14 protein-coding genes are annotated in these 16669 nt (G+C 72.6%); 11 read left to right on the top strand and 3 right to left on the bottom strand.

From position 1 onward, the window contains the following. Positions 1-93 precede the first annotated feature (93 nt). The 4 genes from IE330_RS21295 to IE330_RS21280 are packed head-to-tail and all read left to right on the top strand — an operon-like array spanning position 94 to position 3993. The gene (locus IE330_RS21295; protein WP_190137681.1) at positions 94-1404 is read left to right on the top strand and encodes a DegT/DnrJ/EryC1/StrS family aminotransferase; all 1311 of its coding nucleotides are present in this window, start codon (positions 94-96) and stop codon (positions 1402-1404) included. Further along, positions 1401-2309, top strand: coding sequence for a radical SAM protein (locus tag IE330_RS21290; protein ID WP_190137680.1), 909 nt, complete (start codon positions 1401-1403; stop codon positions 2307-2309). Before IE330_RS21295 ends, IE330_RS21290 begins: the two co-directional genes overlap by 4 nt. A gap of 1 nt (position 2310) precedes the next feature. Beyond that, complete coding sequence (locus IE330_RS21285; protein WP_190137679.1) at positions 2311-3132, top strand: glycosyltransferase family 2 protein; 822 nt, start codon at positions 2311-2313, stop codon at positions 3130-3132. A 39-nt stretch (positions 3133-3171) separates the two neighbouring features. Further along, positions 3172-3993, top strand: coding sequence for a DNA-methyltransferase (locus tag IE330_RS21280; RefSeq protein WP_190137678.1), 822 nt, complete (start codon positions 3172-3174; stop codon positions 3991-3993). Positions 3994-4151: 158 nt separating this feature from the next. Here the strand turns inward: IE330_RS21280 and IE330_RS21275 are convergent, their stop codons facing one another. Continuing rightward, positions 4152-5198 carry a Gfo/Idh/MocA family protein gene (locus IE330_RS21275; protein ID WP_190137677.1) on the bottom strand — a complete coding sequence of 349 codons (1047 nt, stop codon included), beginning with the start codon at positions 5196-5198 and terminating at the stop codon, positions 4152-4154. A 231-nt stretch (positions 5199-5429) separates the two neighbouring features. Between IE330_RS21275 and IE330_RS21270 the strand changes: the two genes are divergently transcribed. Next, positions 5430-6356: an NAD-dependent epimerase/dehydratase family protein gene (locus IE330_RS21270; RefSeq protein ID WP_190137676.1), complete on the top strand. Its 927-nt coding sequence runs from the start codon at positions 5430-5432 to the stop codon at positions 6354-6356. A gap of 74 nt (positions 6357-6430) precedes the next feature. Here the strand turns inward: IE330_RS21270 and rfbB are convergent, their stop codons facing one another. Then, complete coding sequence (gene rfbB, locus IE330_RS21265; RefSeq protein ID WP_190137675.1) at positions 6431-7423, bottom strand: dTDP-glucose 4,6-dehydratase; 993 nt, start codon at positions 7421-7423, stop codon at positions 6431-6433. Positions 7424-7638: 215 nt separating this feature from the next. Between rfbB and rfbA the strand changes: the two genes are divergently transcribed. The 5 genes from rfbA (at position 7639) to IE330_RS21240 (ending at position 12857) form a co-directional block, all read left to right on the top strand. Further along, positions 7639-8514, top strand: coding sequence for a glucose-1-phosphate thymidylyltransferase RfbA (gene rfbA / locus IE330_RS21260; protein WP_190137674.1), 876 nt, complete (start codon positions 7639-7641; stop codon positions 8512-8514). 793 nt (positions 8515-9307) lie between these two features. Further along, a complete protein-coding gene (locus tag IE330_RS21255; RefSeq protein WP_190137673.1) occupies positions 9308-9556 on the top strand; it encodes a hypothetical protein in 249 nt (82 codons plus the stop codon). Between the two features lie 12 nt (positions 9557-9568). After that, entirely contained in the window at positions 9569-10525 is a 957-nt protein-coding gene (locus tag IE330_RS21250; protein ID WP_229925808.1) for a chlorinating enzyme, read from the top strand. A gap of 196 nt (positions 10526-10721) precedes the next feature. Further along, on the top strand, positions 10722-11420 hold the full coding sequence (locus IE330_RS21245; RefSeq protein ID WP_190137672.1) for a thioesterase II family protein: 699 nt from the start codon (positions 10722-10724) through the stop codon (positions 11418-11420). Positions 11421-11543: 123 nt separating this feature from the next. Next, the gene (locus IE330_RS21240) at positions 11544-12857 is read left to right on the top strand and encodes a cation:proton antiporter (protein WP_229925807.1); all 1314 of its coding nucleotides are present in this window, start codon (positions 11544-11546) and stop codon (positions 12855-12857) included. Positions 12858-12969: 112 nt separating this feature from the next. Here the strand turns inward: IE330_RS21240 and IE330_RS21235 are convergent, their stop codons facing one another. Then, entirely contained in the window at positions 12970-16116 is a 3147-nt protein-coding gene (locus IE330_RS21235) for a non-ribosomal peptide synthetase (RefSeq protein ID WP_190137671.1), read from the bottom strand. 297 nt (positions 16117-16413) lie between these two features. Here IE330_RS21235 and IE330_RS21230 point away from each other — a divergent pair, with 297 nt between their 5' ends. After that, entirely contained in the window at positions 16414-16611 is a 198-nt protein-coding gene (locus IE330_RS21230) for a ferredoxin (protein ID WP_190137670.1), read from the top strand. Positions 16612-16669 lie beyond the last annotated feature (58 nt).

The following is a 16669-nucleotide window of genomic DNA, read 5'->3' as shown; positions in this document are numbered from 1 at the left end:
CCGCGGGCACCGACCCGCACCGTACGGCCCCTCCCCCGTACACCACCCGCCCGGTCCGACCTACGTATCGACCCGACCGACAAGGGGACACCCATGACAGCGGCACGCAGCAGCTCATCCCTCGCGCTCCTCGGCGGCTCGCCCGTCCGCGACGGCGGCTGGCCCGCCTGGCCCCAGGCCCCCGAGTCCACCCTGACCCTGCTCGGTGAGGCCGCCCGATCCGGCCGCTGGGCGGTCAGCGGCGTCTACACCGGCACGCCGAGTTTCGAGCGGCGGTTCGCGGAGGCGTTCGCCGCCTACCACTCGGTGCCGTACGCCGTGCCCACGACGAACGGCTCGGCCGCGCTCACCATCGCCATGGAGGCCCTCGGCGTCGGCCCCGGCACGGAGGTCGTCGTGCCCGGCCTGACCTGGGTGGCCTGCGCCTCCGCAGCCGCCGGCCTGGGTGCCACGCCGGTCCTGGTGGACGTGGACCCCGACACTCTCAGCATCTCCGCCGACGCGGCGAAGGCCGCCGTGACCGACCGGACCAAGGCCATCCTCGTCGTGCACGCCTACTGCTCCGCCGCCGACGTGGACGCGTTCACCGAACTCTCGCGCAGCACCGGCATCCCCCTGATCGAGGACTGCTCCCAGGCGCACGGCGCGGAGTGGAAGGGCCGCAAGGTCGGCACGTTCGGCACGGTCGGCGTGTTCAGCCTCCAGCAGACGAAAGTGCTCACCTGCGGGGAGGGGGGCGTCGTGCTCACCTCCTCCGCGGAACTGCACGACCACCTCCAGCAGTACCGCGCCAACGGCAGGCGCTACACGGCCCGCCCGGTCGCGGGCCAACTGGAGCTGGAGGACGTGGGCGCGGTCGAGGGCCACAACCACTCCATGTCCGAGTTCCACGCGGCGGTCGCCCTCAGCCAGCTCGCGTTCCTGGACGAGCAGACCGCCGTGCGCGAGCGCAACGCCACCGCCCTCGCGGAGCGGCTCGCCGCGATCCCCGGCGTGTCCACCGTGCCCGCCCCGCCCGGCCTGACCCGGCGCACCTACTACGACTATGTCATCCGCCTGGACCGGGACCTGCTCGGCGCGCTGCCCGTCCAGCGGGTCGTGGACGCCATGTCCGCCGAGCTCGGCATGTTCTTCGAGACCCTGGACGCGCCCCTGAACGCCAACCCGCTGTACGTGCCGCTGAAGTCTCCGCGCACGCCCCGCTCGGACGCGGTACGGCGCAACCTGGACCCGGCCCGCTTCGAACTCCCGGCGGCGACCGCCGCGTACCGCACCTGCTTCGCGTTCCTCCACCAGGCGCTCCTGGGCACCGAACGGGACGTCGAGGACATCGCCACGGCCGTACGGAAGGTCGTCGGCCACCTCGACGAGCTGCGGAACGCCACGGAAGGGGCACCGGCATGACGGTGTCCCTCACCGACGGCAAGGTGCGCAACCCCGAGGGCGTCGAGGTCAACGCCAGCCTCCAGTGCAACATGCGGTGCCGGTCCTGCGCCCATCTCTCCCCGCTGTTCCGGCGGGAGAACGCCGACCCGGCCGAGGTCCACGACACCCTCTCGGTCCTCTCCCGGAACTACCACGCCGCGTACGCCAAGATCATGGGCGGGGAGCCGCTGCTCCACCCCGACATCGTCGGCCTGATCGAGGCGGTCCGCGCCACCGGGGTCTCCGACACCATCCTCGTGGCCACCAACGGCACCCTGCTGCACCGGATGCCGGACCGCTTCTGGCAGGCGGTGGACTCCCTGGAGATCTCGGTCTACCCGAGCCGGATGCTCGCCCCCGAGGACGTCGAGCGCTACCGCGCCCTGGCCCGGGACCACGGGGTCTCACTGCTCGTCAACTACTACACGCGCTTCCGGGCGGTGTACTCCGAGACCGGCACGGACTCCCCGGGCCTGGTGCGGGACGTGTTCGACACCTGCAAGCTGGCCCACTTCTGGAACTCCCACACGGTGTACGAGGGCTGGCTCTACCGTTGCCCGCAGAGCGTGTTCATGCCCCGGCAACTGCGCACCGGCGGCTGGGACACCCGCGTCGACGGGATCGAGATCGACGACGGGCCGGAGTTCCTGGACCGGCTGCACCGCTTCCTCACCCGCGACCGCCCCCTGAAGGCCTGCCGGAACTGCCTCGGCAGCGTCGGCAGGCTGCATCCGCACGAGGAGCGGCCGCGCACCGGCTGGCAGGTCACGGAGCCGCTGGAGGACCTGGTGGACCGCCCGTTCCTCGACATCTGCAAGGACGACATCACCGCGGACGACGGATGTGTGGAGAGGTCGCTCTCCGCACCGGTGGGAGGTGCCTGACGTGTCCGGCGACGCCCCGAAGGACGTACGGCCGCAGAGCATCACCGTCGTCACCCTCACCCGCTACCGGCCCGTCCTGGTGCAGCGCGCCATGCGCAGCGTCCGCGCCCAGGCGGTCGACGTCCCGGTGCGCCACCTGGTGCTGATCGACGACAGCGAGGAGACGCGGGCCGCGTTGAGTGCCGTCGCCGGCGAGTTCCCCGGCTGCGAGATCCGCTACGTCCCGCGCGAGCCGCACGAGAAGTCCGGTCCCGGGCGCTCCTCGCGCCTGCGCAACCTCGGGGTACGGCTCGCCGACAGCACCTGGATCGCCTACCTCGACGACGACAACGAGTGGACGCCCGACCACCTCCAGTCCCTCCTCGACTGCGCCCGCGAGCACGGCTCGCGCGCCGTGTACAGCGAGGTCGGCCTCCTCGACAAGGACGGGGCGCCGTACCTGGAACCGCGCTGGCCGTGGGCGAACAGCGTCACCGAGGCGGAGCGGATGTACGCCGAGTACGTGGCCAAGGGCGTCTGCGTGCCCGGGTCGAACGTCATCAAGGACCGGCCGGGGACGTTCGACGTGCCGGTCGACACCAGTGCCTGGCTGCTGGCCCGGGAGCTGCTCCTGGACGTGCCGTTCGAGGAGGAGTTCTCCGCCGACGACGCCGAGGGGCTCGTGAGTGAGGACGACAAGCTGTACTACCGGCTGGTGCGCGGCGGGGAGCCGATGGCGTGCACCGGCCGCGCCACCCTCCGCTACTACCTGGGGGGCTACTCCAACAGCGGCGAGACGGTCGACCCGCGGGAGCGGGACTCGATCGCCTGGGCCTCGGACTGAACGGGCCGCCACAACGACGAGGGGAAGGGAAGTGACACCGTGACGATCGAGCTGACGACGGCGGGTGACCGCTGTGCGCTGGAGGCGCGGCACGGCTCCTACCACTGGGGCGACAGCCTGGAGTTGCTGGCCGGGGTACCCGACGGCAGCGTGGGCGCGGTGGTCTGTTCGCCACCGTTCGAGGGCACGGAGCTGATCGCGGACGCGGACCGCACCGGTGCGGCGTTCCTGAGCTGGCTGGCGCCGTTCTTCGAGCAGTTCCGCCGGGTCCTGCGGCCGGACGGCTGTGTAGCCTTCGAGCTGGGCGGCCTCTGGCTGTCGGACGCGCCGGGCAAGGCGGTGCAGCACGCCGGCGCCGTGCACGCCCTCGCCGCGGCGGGGTGGCGGCTCGTGCAGGACTTCTACTACTACAACCCGCAGTTGCTCCGCCCGGAGCCGGGCGGTGCGGCGCGTGCCGCGGACTCGGTCACGCCGATCTGGGTCATGGCGCGCACGCACGACGTGTACTACGACGTCCGGGCGCTGGAGCAGCCGGCGCGGCAGCCGTTCGTCCGGGGCAACCTGCTGGAGTTCGACACGTCGGGGCCTTACGACCAGGCGTACGAGAGGGCGCTGGTGGAAGCGGGGCTGCGGCCCTACGCCGACCGCTGGCCCACGGTGGTGCCGGAACTGTTCGTGGAGCTGCTGACCCGGCCGGGCGACCTGGTCCTCGACCCGTTCGCGGGCAGCGGCGCGACGTGCTTCGCCGCGGAACGGCTGGGCCGCCGCTGGCTCGGCTGCGAGCTGGACCGGGGGCTGGAACCGCACGTGCGGGCGATGTTCGGCGCCCTGGCCGCGGGTACGGGACCGCAGGCGGGCTGACGAGGGCCCCGCGCCGACGGCGGCGCGGGGCCCTTTCCTGCGCTCCCGGCGGGTGGACGGCGGGGGCTCGGGCGAGTGCTCCGCCCCCCGGCTCGGCGGCTGTTCGGCCCGCGGCGCGGCGGGGCCGCCCCGGCTGCCCGGGCGGCCCCGCGCCGGGGTCACCCGGGCACCGGGGCGAGCAGGGCGCCGGGGACGCGGCAGTCGACCCACGCGCCGTCCGCGGCGGCCGACGCGTAGGCGCCGTCGATCACGAACGAGGTGGTCAGCGCCTCGCGGACGAGGTCGTCCTGGCGGCGCGGCTCGGCCACCACCGACTGGAAGTCGCGCAGCATCCGCTCGAACCACTCCTGGTGGGAGGGGTCGTCGAAGCCGGACTCGATGGAGGTGCGGACGACTCGGCCGTCCGCCGCGTAGGTCAGGTCGTCACCGTCGACGACCACGGAACCGGAGGTCCCCATGATCGAATACCCGGTGCTGCGGTGACCGGAGCTCCACGACAGGTGCAGCGCGATCTCGACGCCGCCGGCGCACCGCATCCGCACCAGGGCGGTGTCCTCGCTGTCCGGGTACGCGTCGCCGCGGGTCAGCCGCCCCGTCAGGCAGGACACCGACTCGGGCGTCAGGCCCGTCAGGTTCATGGCCAGGTACACACTGTGGGGGCCGTGGTCGCGCAGGATGCCGCCCCGGGACGTGCCGGTCTCGCGCCGCCAGTGCGGCCGCCACTCGGGCACTCCCTTGGCGTGCCCGGCGCGCAGCGTGCGGAAGTGCGCCCCGACCACCTCACCGAAGCCCGGTGCCGCGATGCGCTCCTTCATCGCCGTGAGCACCGGAGCGTACTTGTAGACGTGGCACGGGTAGAAGACGCGGTCGCTGGCGCGGATGGCGCGGAGCTGGCTCGCGTAGCCGTCCTCGCCGGGCAGGAAGACGGGCTTCTCGCACAGGACGTGCAGGCCGTGCTCCAGGCCGAGCGCGGAGTACTCCGCGTGGCTGCTGGGCGGCGTGCAGATGTCGATGAAGTCCAGGGACTCGTTCGCGACGAGTTTGGCGAAGTCGCTGTACGCGGGCAGTCCGAAGGACTCCCGTGCGTATTCTCGCCGTTCCTCGGAAACGTCCACGACAGCGGTGACGGACAGATCCTCGATCCGCGAATAACCGACCATGTGCCCCATGGCTATGGTGCCGAATCCAATGATGGCGCCGCGCATGGCGGACCTCCTTCGTCAATACGGCGGTCGGCGCGTGAAACGCACGGAAATACCTGCGCAGCACGCGGGAAAGGGAGATGCGTCAACGATTCTTGAATAGCTCCCGGGAAAGTGTCAACCCGCGGTCTTCAACCTATGCCCGGCCTTTTTGAATGGACCGGAAATACCGGTGCGGCGATACAGGCATGCCAAAAACAATTCATGTGGTACCGAACACAGTGGGGGCGCGTCATGAGAACGAGCGCAGCCGCTCCGACCTGGTCGTCCGGACCCGGACCCGTCTCGGTGATCGGCGGTTCCGGATTCATCGGGACACGTCTTCGCGAAGCCCTGGCGGCGGCCGGGATACGTGCGCACTGCTTCAGCCGGCAGCGGCCGTTCGCCCAGGGCGGCAGGCTGCACCGGGCGGTGCTGCGGTCCGGCACGGTCTTCTACGTGGCCGGCAGCGTGACGCCGGCCCGGGCGGAGCGCGACCCGCGGCTCGTGGCCCAGGACTACTGGAACCTCCAGTTGCTGCTGTGGGGGCTGCGCGGCACGGCGCACCGCCCGCTGGTGGTGCTGGCCGGGTCGGGCGGGACGGTCTACGACCCGGCGGTCGCGCCGCCGTACCGCGAGGACGCGCCGACCCGGCCCGTCTCGGCGTACGGGGTGGCCAAGCTCCGGCAGGAGCGAGCGCTGGCGGCCGCCGGGTGGACGACCCCGGTGGTTCTGCGGCTGGCCAACGTGTACGGGCCCGGCCAGCGGGCCCGGCCGGGGTACGGGGTGATACCGCACTGGGTGCGGGCGGTGCGGGAGCGGGAGGCGCTGACCGTGATAGGCCGCTCCCGCCGGGACTACGTGCACGTCGACGACGTCTGCGCCGCGATGCTCGCCGTGCACCGGCGAGCCGCCTCACTGCGGGCGTCTCCGGGGGTCACGACGCTCAACATCGGGTCGGGCGAGCCGACGTCGCCGGCGGAGCTGCACCACCACCTGGAGCGCGCGGCGGGCCGCCGGCTGGCGGTGCGGCGGGAGCCCGCCCGGAGCTTCGACCACCCGGACGTGTGGCTGGACGTCCGGGCCGCGCGGGCCGTGCTCGGCTGGACGCCGCGGACCGGCCTGGCCGAGGGGCTGCGGGACGTCCTGGCCGCGGCCGAGCCCGTCCGGACTCCGTCATGACGGCGGAGCGGCGCGGCCGTCTCACGCCCTGGCGCCCGCGGCGCGGGGGCCCTGGGCACCCCGGCGGGCCGCGCTCAGGCCGCGGCGCGGGCAGCGCGCCGCCGCAGCGGCTCCCACCAGGAGCGGTGCTCGGCGTACCAGGACACGGTGGCGGCGAGCCCGCGTGCGAAGTCGACGCGCGGCCGGTAACCCAGCTCCGCGGCGGCCTTGTCGTACCGGAGGGAGTAGCGCGCGTCGTGGCCCTTGCGGTCGGGCACCCGCTCGACGCGGTCCCAGCCGGCGCCGGTGGCGGCGAGCAGCAGTCCGGTCAGTTGCTCGTTGGTCAGCTCGGTGCCACCGCCGATGTGGTAGACCTCCCCGGCCCTGCCGTGGCGCAGTGCGAGCTCGATGCCCCGGCAGTGGTCGGAGACGTGCAGCCAGTCGCGCACGTGCTGCCCGTCGCCGTACAGGGGCACCGTCCCGCCGTCCAGGAGGCGGGTGACGAACAGCGGGATCACCTTCTCCGGGAACTGGTAGGGGCCGTAGTTGTTGGAGCACCGCGTCACCACGACGTCCATGCCGTGGGTGCGGTGGGCGGCGAGGACGAGCAGGTCGGAGGCCGCCTTGGTGGCCGCGTAGGGCGAGTTGGGGGCCAGGGGGCTGTCCTCGGTCCAGGAGCCCTCCGGGATGGAGCCGTAGACCTCGTCGGTGGACACGTGCAGGAACCGGGCGACGCCGTGCCGCCGGGCCGCGTCGAGGAGCCGCTGCGTGCCGAGGACGTTGGTGGTCACGAACGGGGCGGAGCCCGCGATGGACCGGTCGACGTGCGTCTCGGCGGCGAAGTGCACGACGGCGTCGTGCCCGGGCAGCACGCGGTCCAGCGTGTCGGCGTCGCCTATGTCCCCGTGGACGAAGGAGTACCGGGGATGGTCCGCGACCGGATCGAGGTTTTCCCGCACCCCGGCGTACGACAGTTTGTCCAGCACGGTGACGCGGACGTCACTCACTTTCGCACGCGGCGACAACAGCGTGGACCGGACGAATTCGGAACCGATGAAACCCGCACCACCCGTCACAAGAATACGCATGCGGGAAAAGATACATCGCCCGCCCGGAGCACGCCAAGGAGGGAATTCAGGCCCGGGTTTGCGCATTTCGGCCGCCGCGGCCCGGGGAATCGAACCCGGCCTCGCCCGGGGGCCCGGGGAAAAGGGCGCCGGAGCCGGGGAGCGCTTCACGTATCGCATCGAGCGGAAGGGAGGGAAGGGACGCCCGGTCCATGCGGAGCGTCCCGCCGCCGTCCATGCGCGGAATCATACTCGCAGGGGGCACCGGATCGCGTCTGTGGCCGGTCACCCGGGCGGTTTCGAAACAGCTCATGCCCGTCTTCGACAAACCCATGGTGTATTACCCGCTGTCGACTCTGATGCTCGCCGGAATCCGCGACATCCTGATCATCACCACGCCCGAGGACCAGCCGGACTTCCGCCGACTGCTGGGCGACGGCTCGCACCTGGGGCTACGGCTGTCGTACCGGACGCAGCACCGCCCCGGCGGCATCGCCGAGGCGCTGCTCCTCGGCGCCGACCACATCGGCGAGGAGCCGGTGGCGCTGATTCTGGGCGACAACATCTTCCACGGGCGGACCTTCGGGGTGCAGCTCCGGGAGCACGTCGACACCACGGGCGGCCGTATCTTCGCCTACCCGGTGGCCGATCCGTCCGCCTACGGCGTCGTGGAGATCGACGAGCACGGCACGGCCGTCTCGATCGAGGAGAAGCCGGCCAAGCCGCGGTCCCGGTACGCCGCCGTCGGCCTGTACTTCTACGACAACCGCGCCGTCGACATCGCCCGGCGGCTGCGGCCGAGCGAGCGCGGCGAGCTGGAGATCACCGCGGTGAACGAGGCCTACCTGCGCCGGGGCGAGCTCGCGGTCACGGTCCTGGACCGGGGTACGGCCTGGCTCGACACCGGCACGTTCACGGCGATGGTGCAGGCCTCCGAGTACGTACGCGTCATCGAGGAGCGCCAGGGCCTGAAGATCGGCTGCGTCGAGGAGGTGGCCTGGCGCTGCGGCTACATCGACGACGGGCAACTGCGCGCCCTCAGCCACCCGTTGCTCAAAAGCGGCTACGGCCGCTACCTGTTGGGCCTGCTGGACGAGGAGGTCCTGCTGTGAGGCGTGGGCCGCACCGGCGACCCGGCATACCGGAAGGCGGTGGCTGTCCAAGAAGCGGCCCGAGAAGCGGCCCAAGCGGCAGCCCAACCCGCGAGCCTCGCCGGAAGGATCGGCTCCTGTCAATGCTTTCGGGGGTGGAAACAGGCCTGAAGCGGCCGGGAGTTTGAAAGGGCGCCAGACGGGCTCGGGGGCGCGGCGAGGTGTTTGCGAGGGCTCCCGTCCGTCCCGTCAGCAGGACATTCCGCGGGGGTGTAAACAGCGGGCCACCGCTGCCGCGGTGTCGACCGGAAGGCCTTGAAGTGATTCCGCTTGCCGGTCTAACGTGACCAAACAAGATGGGTCGACGAAGTGCTATTTCCTGTTCGGGCATCCGCCGCACCGGGGACGGAGACACGCTTTTACCAGGTGTTTCCCGCATTGCCAGGCTCCGGTTGCCGAGTAACCCGCGGGGAGGTGGCAGCATCGTCGACGAGAAAGAACAAGCCAGTCCGGAACCGGAAAATGGACGGGAATATGTGAGGATACACGCGGCCGTTCCAGAAAGCGACGGACGCGTGTGCGGAACGGTCGTCCCTGTGCGGTGCCCGCCGCTCGGAGACCGCCCTGACCTCGATGTTCCCGGTTCCGTCACGGTCCGGTTCCCGCCGCATGCCGTTTCTCCTCCGCTTCACGCCGCCGGCACCTGTCCCGTGCCGGGGCGATGCGGCCCAGGACCGCTCACACCGCACAGAGAGATCACAAGAAGGGCGCTCCCATGCAGGTTTCAGTGACGAATGAAAAGGAAGCTCGCGCAGTGAGTGCAGCGGATGTGGAGCAATCGGCTCTGAAGTGGCTGCGGGACGAGTTGGACGACCCGGAGATCACCGGTGCGGACAACTTCCTCGACATCGGCGGCCACTCGCTGACCTTCTCGAAGCTGAACATCTTCCTCGGGGACTCCTTCGGAATCGTCCTCGACATGAAGACGACGTACGACGGGTCCCTGGCCGCGGCGCTGGCCGCCGCGCAGCCTTCCGACACATCCGAGCCGAGCAATAAGTAAGGGAGTCACCACATGACCAGCAGCCCCGTGCGTACGGAGTTCGCGCTGTCGGAAGACGAACTCGCGTTCTTCCACAAGAACGGTTACATCGGTCCGCTCACCATCTACACGCCCGAAGAGATGGACCAGATGTGGAAGACCGTCCAGCGCGAGGCGCTCGACCGGTCGCACGCCGCGTACCCGGAGGTGGACAAGGGCATCGGTGCCCCGAACATCTTCAACTACGACCGGCACCTGGACATCGACCTGCTCGCGCGGCACGTCATGAACCAGCGGATCACCGACCGCGTGGCCTCGATCCTCGGTCCGGACCTGCTCTGCTGGCGCTCGGAGTTCTTCCCGAAGTACCCCGGCGACGAGGGCACCGACTGGCACCAGGCGGACACCTTCGCCAACGCCAGCGGCAAGCCGCAGTTGCTGTGGCCCGGTGAGTCCGAGGAGGAGTTCGGCGCCGGCACGCTCACCGTGTGGACGGCGTTCACCGAGTCCACCCGCGAGAACGGGTGCCTGCAGGTGATCCCCGGCACCCACCACCAGATGAACTACGACGAGTCCAAGCAGATGGACTACAACGAGGAGCGCATCAACTCCGAGGTCAAGGACGGCGTCCCGCGCGGCTTCTTCGGCTACGACTACCGGCAGCTCCAGAAGGACCCGAACTGGAAGCCCAACGAGGAGGACGCGGTCTCCTTCGAGATGGAGAAGGGCCAGTGCATCATCTTCTGGTCCACGCTGATGCACGCCTCGCTGCCGAACATCGCCACCGGCAAGAACTACCGCATGGGCTTCGCGACCCGGTACGTGCCCACCTCGGTGCGCGTCTACCCCGACACCGACCACATCGAGGAGTACGGCGGCAGCATCTCGCTGGACAAGTGGTCGGCCGTGCTGGCCCGCGGCCGTGACGAGTACGGCCACAACAAGATCGCCACGGAGACGCTGCGCGGGACGAAGTACCTGCCCGCGTAAGCCGTACGGCACGACGCCCTCGCGCCGCCGGCGTGCGGCGCGACGACTGGGTGACGACCCATGGCCCGCCCTGGCCGCGAGTCGTCACCCAGCGCGGTGTCGGGGCACGGCACCACCACCTACCGACCACAGCCGGGCCGTCCGCCGGGGACCCGCGCGCCGGCCCGCGCGACGCCATCCGGGGGACAGCAGCACCGTGACAACACCGAGCCAGGCCCGACCCGTGGTCGCGTTCATCCCGCCGTCCTGCTGCGGCGCGGGCTACTTCCGCCGGCTGCGGCGCGAGCTGGGCGACCGGGTCGACGTCCGCGCCCTCGAACTGCCCAGCCACGGCCGCCGCTACCGGGAAACCCCCCTCACCGACGCCGCCGCGGCCGTCGCCGACCTCGCCGCGCGCGTCGACACCCCGCTCGACGCCCTGTACGGCGAGAGCCTGGGCGCCTACCTCGCGCTCGGCCTGGCGGACGTCCTCGCGCAGACGCGGCCCCCGCTGCTGCTCGCGGCGTCCAACTCCCCGCCCTCGGTGCGCGAGCGCATCGACCCCGGGGCGGTGGACTCCGTCGAGTCCGCGGTCGCCGCGCTGCGCGCGATGGGCGGCGAGATACCGCCCGAGGTGGTCAGCGACCCCGCGCTCGCCGAGAGCGCCTACCCGCTGATCCGCGCGGACCTGCTGCTCGCCCAGTCGTGCATCGACCTGGTCCGCGACAGCGCCGCCGCCGGGGACCTGACGGTGCTCGCCGGCGCCGACGACACCGCCCTGACCCGCATGGAAAGCTGGGCGGAGCACACCCGGGGGCGCTGCGAGGTGGCGTCCCTGCCCGGCGGCCACCTGCTGTCCGCCACGAACCCCGCGGGCGTGGCCGCACGCGTCCTGGAGGCGCTGGCCCGCCGCTGAGGCCGCCCGGCCGCCGACACCCGCCGTACTCCCCCGCCCGCCGCTCCTCCCCTTCCGTCCCGCCCGGGCGTCGCGTGGAGCGCGCGGCGACGGCCGTTCCGTCCTCCTCCGAAAGGAATCACGATGGTGCTGTCCCAAGCGCCTCTCCCCGCGATCAGCCACCATCAGATGCTGGTCTTCCTGTTGCAGGTCGGGCTGCTGCTGGGGGTCGCGGTCCTGCTGGGCAGGCTCGCCACCCGGCTGCGGCTGCCCCGCGTGGTCGGTGAACTGTCCGCGGGCGTGCTCCTGGGGCCGTCCGTGTTCGGCAACGCGCTGCCCGACCTGCGCGACTGGCTGCTGCCGCACGACACCGCGCAGATGCATCTGCTGAGCGCGGTGGCGCAGCTCGGCGTGCTGCTCCTGGTCGGCATCACCGGCGCGCACATCGACGTCGGGCTGCTGCGCCGCAAGAGCCGCGTGATCGGCTACGTCAGCGTGGGCAGCGTGCTGCTGCCGCTGGCCCTCGGGGTGGGGCTCGGCTTCGTCATGCCTGAGTCGCTGATGGCCCCCGGCGCCGAGCGGGGCACCTTCGCCCTGTTCGTGGGCGTCGCGATCGCGGTGAGCGCGCTGCCGGTGATCGCCAAGACGCTGCTCGACATGGACCTGCTGCACCGCAACGTCGGCCAGCTCATCATCGGCGCCGCCGCGGTCAGCGACATCGTCGGCTGGATGCTCCTGTCGATCGTCGCCGCGATGGCCACCCACGGCCTGCAGACGGGTCTCGTCCTGGAGTCCGTCGCCTACTTGATCGCGGTCCTCGCCCTCACGGTCCTGGTGGCCCGGCCGGTGGCCCGCAAGGTGCTCCAGTACACCGACCGCTCGCCGCAGTCGGACGTCAGCGTCGCCGCGATCGCCGTGATGATCCTGCTGTCCTCCGCCGGCACGCTCGCCCTGGACATGGAGCCCATCCTGGGCGCCTTCCTGTGCGGCATCGTGATCAGCTCGCTGGGGGTCTCCGCCCGCCGGTCGCTGGACTCCATGCGCACCTTCGTGATGTCGACGCTGGCCCCGCTGTTCTTCGCCACCGCCGGGCTCCAGGTGGACCTGTCCGCGCTGGCCCGGCCCACGGTGCTGTTGGCCGCGGTGGTCACCCTGCTGGTCGCCACGGTCGCCAAGTTCGCGGGCGGCTACCTGGGCGCCCGGATGGGCCGGCTCGACCACGGCGAGGGCCTGGCCATCGGCGCGGGGCTCAACGCCCGCGGCGTCGTGGAGATCGTCATCGCCACCGTCGGGCTCAACCTCGGCGTCCTGACCACCGCCACGTACACCGTCGTGGTGCTGATCGCCGTGGTGACCTCGATGATGGCCCCGCCGTTCCTGCGCCACGCCACGCGGAGCATGCCGACCACCACCGCCGAGCACGAGCGGCAGCGGGAGCTGGCCGGACAGTCGGCCTGACGCGCCGCCGCGCCGGGCAGACCGCCTGACGCGCCGCCGCGCACACGCCGCAACGAGCAGGCCCCGTCCCCGGGTTCCGGGGGCGGGGCCTGCCGGTCGTGGTGCCCGTCGGTCACGCGGCGGCGAGCCAGTCGGCCAGGAGCGCCGGGGTCGGCGCCTGGAACACCGCGCGCGCGGGCAGCCGCAGGCCGTGCTCCACGTGCGCGCGCCGGCTCAGCCGCACCGCGAGCAGCGAATCCCCACCCAGGTCGAAGAAGTCGTCGTCGGCGCCGACCTCCTCGTGCTGGAGCAGGTCGGCGAAGAGGGCGGCCAGGAGGCCCTCGCGCGCGGTGCGCGGCGCCCGGCCGCCGCCCTCGTCCCCTGCCCGGTCCGCGCCCCGGCGCGGGGCGGGCAGCGCGGCCCGGTCCAGTTTCCCGTTCGGGGCCAGCGGCAGCCGCTCCAGGACCACGAACGCGGACGGGATCATGAAGGCGGGCAGCCGGTCGGCCACGTGGCGCCGCAGCACTCGCGACGTCAGCCCGGCCGCCGCCGCACCACCCGGCTCGGCGGGCACCACGTAGGCCACCAGGGTGCCGGCGCCCGTGCCCGCCGCGGGGCGCAGCGCCACCACGGCCTGGGCGACGTCGGGGTGCGCGACCAGGGCCACCTCGATCTCGGCGGGCTCGATGCGGATGCCGCGCAGCTTCATCTGGCCGTCGTCGCGCCCGAGCAGCTCCAGCTCGCCCCCGGCGTTCCACCGGGCCACGTCGCCGGTGCGGTACATCCGCTCGCCCGCCGGGCCGAACGGGTCCGCCACGAAGCGCTCCGCGGTCTGCCCCGGCCGGGCGTGGTAGCCGCGGCCGACCGCGCCGGCCACGTACAGCTCCCCCACCACCCCCTGCGGGACCGGCGCGAGCCCCGGGCCCAGGACGTACGTGCGCATGTTGCCGAGGGGGGTGCCGATGGGGACGCCGCCCTCGCCGCGCCAGCCGTCGGGCACGGTGTACGTGGTGGCGTAGAAGCTCTCCGTCTGGCCGTAGGCGTTGACCAGGGTCGTGTCCGGGATCGCCGCCCGCACCTGCTCGGCGAGCGCCGCCGAGAGCTTCTCCCCGGCGAACACGGCCGTGTCCACGCTCAGCCGCCCCTCGATCCGCTCCAGGACCTCGGCGAACACCGAGGGGACGGTGTGCAGGACGGTGCCCGACCACTGCCCCCGCTCGCCCAGCTCCAGCACGTCGCGGACCACCTCGACGGTGGCGCCGGTGCTGAGCGCGGTGAACACCTCGAACACCGACACGTCGAAGTTGACGGAGCTGCTGGCCAGCATCCGCGCGCCGGGCCGCATGTGGACGACGTCGGCCAGGCGCGTGATGCCGTTGACGACGTTGGCGTGCGAGATGGCCACGCCCTTGGGGGTGCCCGTGGAGCCGGAGGTGTACATGAGGTAGGCGAGGTTGTCGGGGCGCGGCGGCCGCGGGACCGCACCGGTGACGCCCTCGGGCCCGTCGGGCGCGTCGAGGTCCAGGTCCTCCAGCAGGCAGCACGGGACGTCGTGCGGCGGCAGCGCCGACGCGGTCGCGGCGTCGGTGAGGATCAGGCCGGGGGCGGCATCCTGGAGCAGGTGGCCCAGGCGGCGGCTGGGGTAGCGCGGGTCGATCGGCAGGTAGCCGGCGCCGGACTTGAGGATGCCCAGCATGGCTACCACCAGGTCGGCCGAGCGCGGCAGCGCCAGGCCCACCACCGACTCCGGTCCCGCCCCGGTGGCCAGCAGCGCGCGGGCGAGCCGGTCGGTGCGCGCGTCCAGTTCCCGGTACGTCAGCGAGGTCGCGCCGCAGACCACCGCCGGGGCGTCGGGGGCCGCGGCGACCTGGCGCGCCACGAGTTGCGGGAGCGTGACCGGCGGGGTGGGGGCGGCGGTGTCGACGTAGTCCACCAGGAGCCGGCGGCGTTCGTCCTCGGGCAGGACGTCGACCGCGCCCACCCGCACGCCGGGGTCGGCGGTCACCTGCCGCAGCGCGCGCAGGTAGCAGGCCGCCAGGTACTCCGCGCCGGCGGCGTCGAACAGGTCGGTGGCGTACGCGAGGGAGCCGTGCAGCGCCGCGCCCGCTCCCGTGGCGCGCAGCCGCAGCACCAGGTCGAAGGGGGTGCTGTCCGGCGGGACCGCCTCGGCGGTCACCGTCAGGCCGGGCAGCGTGACGGCGGGCCCGGCGTCCTCGCACAGCTCGAACGCGACCTGGAACAGCGGGTGGTGGGCCAGGGAGCGCTGCGGGGCCAGCGCGTCCACCAGGCAGGCGAACGGCAGCTCCCGGTGGTCCTCGGCGGCGAGGGTCGCGCGGTGGGCCTCCTCCAGCAGGCGCGTGAAGGGCGGGTTGCCGCTCAGGTCGGCCCTGAGCACCCACAGGTCGTCGAAGGGGCCCACGCACCGCGCCCAGCTCGCGTCGGGGCGCCGCTCGGCGGGCGAGCCGATGGGGATGTCCGTGCCGCTGCCCATCTGGTGCAGCACCACTGCCAGCGCGGCACGCAGCACCGTCGCGGGGCGCACGCCGTGCCGGGCGGCCAGCGCCGCCACCGCCCCGGCGAGGTCCGCGTCCACGGTCAGCGGGACCCGGTCCGCGCGGTGGCTCGCCTCCGGGGGGCGCGGCCGGGCGACGGGCAGCGGCAAGGGGGCGGGCACGCCCGCCAGCGCGGTGCGCCAGAAGGCGGTGGCGCGCTCGCGGGCGCCGTGCGGGCCGCTCTCCTCCTCCAGCAACTTCCGCTGCACCAGGGCGAAGTCCGCGTACGGCACCGGCGCGTCCGTCCACTGCGGGGCGGTGCCGTCCCGGCGCGCGGCGTAGGCGGTCGCGAGGTCGTCGGCCAGCGGCCGCAGCGACGCCTCGTCCGCCGCGATGCCGTGCACCACCAGGACCAGGACGTGCTCCGCGGGCGAGCTGCGCACCACGGCGGCGCGCACCGGCAGGTCCGTGGCCGGGTCGAAGGGGTGGCTCACCTGCGCGGAGACGACGCCGGACACGTCGGCGGGCGGGGCGTCGAGCAGGGGGACGTCGAGGTCGAGGTCGGCCTCGGGTATCACGTGCCGGCCGGGCGCGCCGGTCGCGTCCTCGGGGAACACCGTGCGCAGGCCGTCGTGGCGGACCACGACGTCCCGTACGGCGCGTGTCAGCGCGGCCGTGTCCAGGGCCCCGGTCATCCGCAGTACGAGCGGGACGTTGTGCAGGGCCGACGGGCCGTGGATACGGTGGATGAGCCACAGTCGGCGCTGCGCAAACGACAACGGATTCATGCGTGCCTACTCCTTGTTCGTCCGGCGTGGTGGGAAGTCTGTCGGGCCCGCCGACGCCGTGCCACGGTTCCGGGAATTCGCCCGGAAAGTGCGCGCGCATTGCCGCCGCGGACCTCGATGCGCGATTCTCGACGCGTCACCCCGAGGAATTCCGGCCGTGTATTCCGCCGGGTGTTCCGCCTGTCCGGTCGACAGGACCGGCGGGAATACCGTCTGGCGTCCTGCGGCCCCACGCGGAGGCCGGGAACGGCAGCCGGAAACGACAACCGGAAACGACCGGTACCGAACGGAGAAAACGTGCACATCACCGTCGACGAACAGTCCTGCGTCGGGGCGGGCCAGTGCGTCCTGTCCGTCCCCGAGGTCTTCGACCAGGACGAACGGACCGGCCGGGTCGTCCTGTTGGCCGAGCGGCCGCCCGCGACGCTGCACGGCGACGTCCTGGAGGCCGCCCGGGCCTGTCCGGCCCAGGCGATCACGCCCGCGGACGACTGATCCGCCGCGCCGCACCGCCGGGCCCGGCGCCGGCGGGGCGCGCCGGAGCCCGGGGCCC

This window comes from Streptomyces longispororuber (genome assembly GCF_014656095.1).
GTDB lineage: Bacteria > Actinomycetota > Actinomycetes > Streptomycetales > Streptomycetaceae > Streptomyces > Streptomyces longispororuber.
Note: the sequence above shows the minus strand (reverse complement) of the source record. Positions and strands in the feature narration are given on the sequence as shown.

Coding starts and splice junctions, on each gene's coding strand:
- IE330_RS21290 (WP_190137680.1), top strand. CDS start 1,401: ATGACGGTGTCCCTCACCGACGGCAAGGTGCGCAACCCCGAGGGCGTC.
- IE330_RS21270 (WP_190137676.1), top strand. CDS start 5,430: ATGAGAACGAGCGCAGCCGCTCCGACCTGGTCGTCCGGACCCGGACCC.
- IE330_RS21295 (WP_190137681.1), top strand. CDS start 94: ATGACAGCGGCACGCAGCAGCTCATCCCTCGCGCTCCTCGGCGGCTCG.
- IE330_RS21240 (WP_229925807.1), top strand. CDS start 11,544: ATGGTGCTGTCCCAAGCGCCTCTCCCCGCGATCAGCCACCATCAGATG.
- rfbB (WP_190137675.1), bottom strand. CDS start 7,423: ATGCGTATTCTTGTGACGGGTGGTGCGGGTTTCATCGGTTCCGAATTC.
- IE330_RS21275 (WP_190137677.1), bottom strand. CDS start 5,198: ATGCGCGGCGCCATCATTGGATTCGGCACCATAGCCATGGGGCACATG.
- IE330_RS21250 (WP_229925808.1), top strand. CDS start 9,569: ATGACCAGCAGCCCCGTGCGTACGGAGTTCGCGCTGTCGGAAGACGAA.
- rfbA (WP_190137674.1), top strand. CDS start 7,639: ATGCGCGGAATCATACTCGCAGGGGGCACCGGATCGCGTCTGTGGCCG.
- IE330_RS21235 (WP_190137671.1), bottom strand. CDS start 16,116: ATGAATCCGTTGTCGTTTGCGCAGCGCCGACTGTGGCTCATCCACCGT.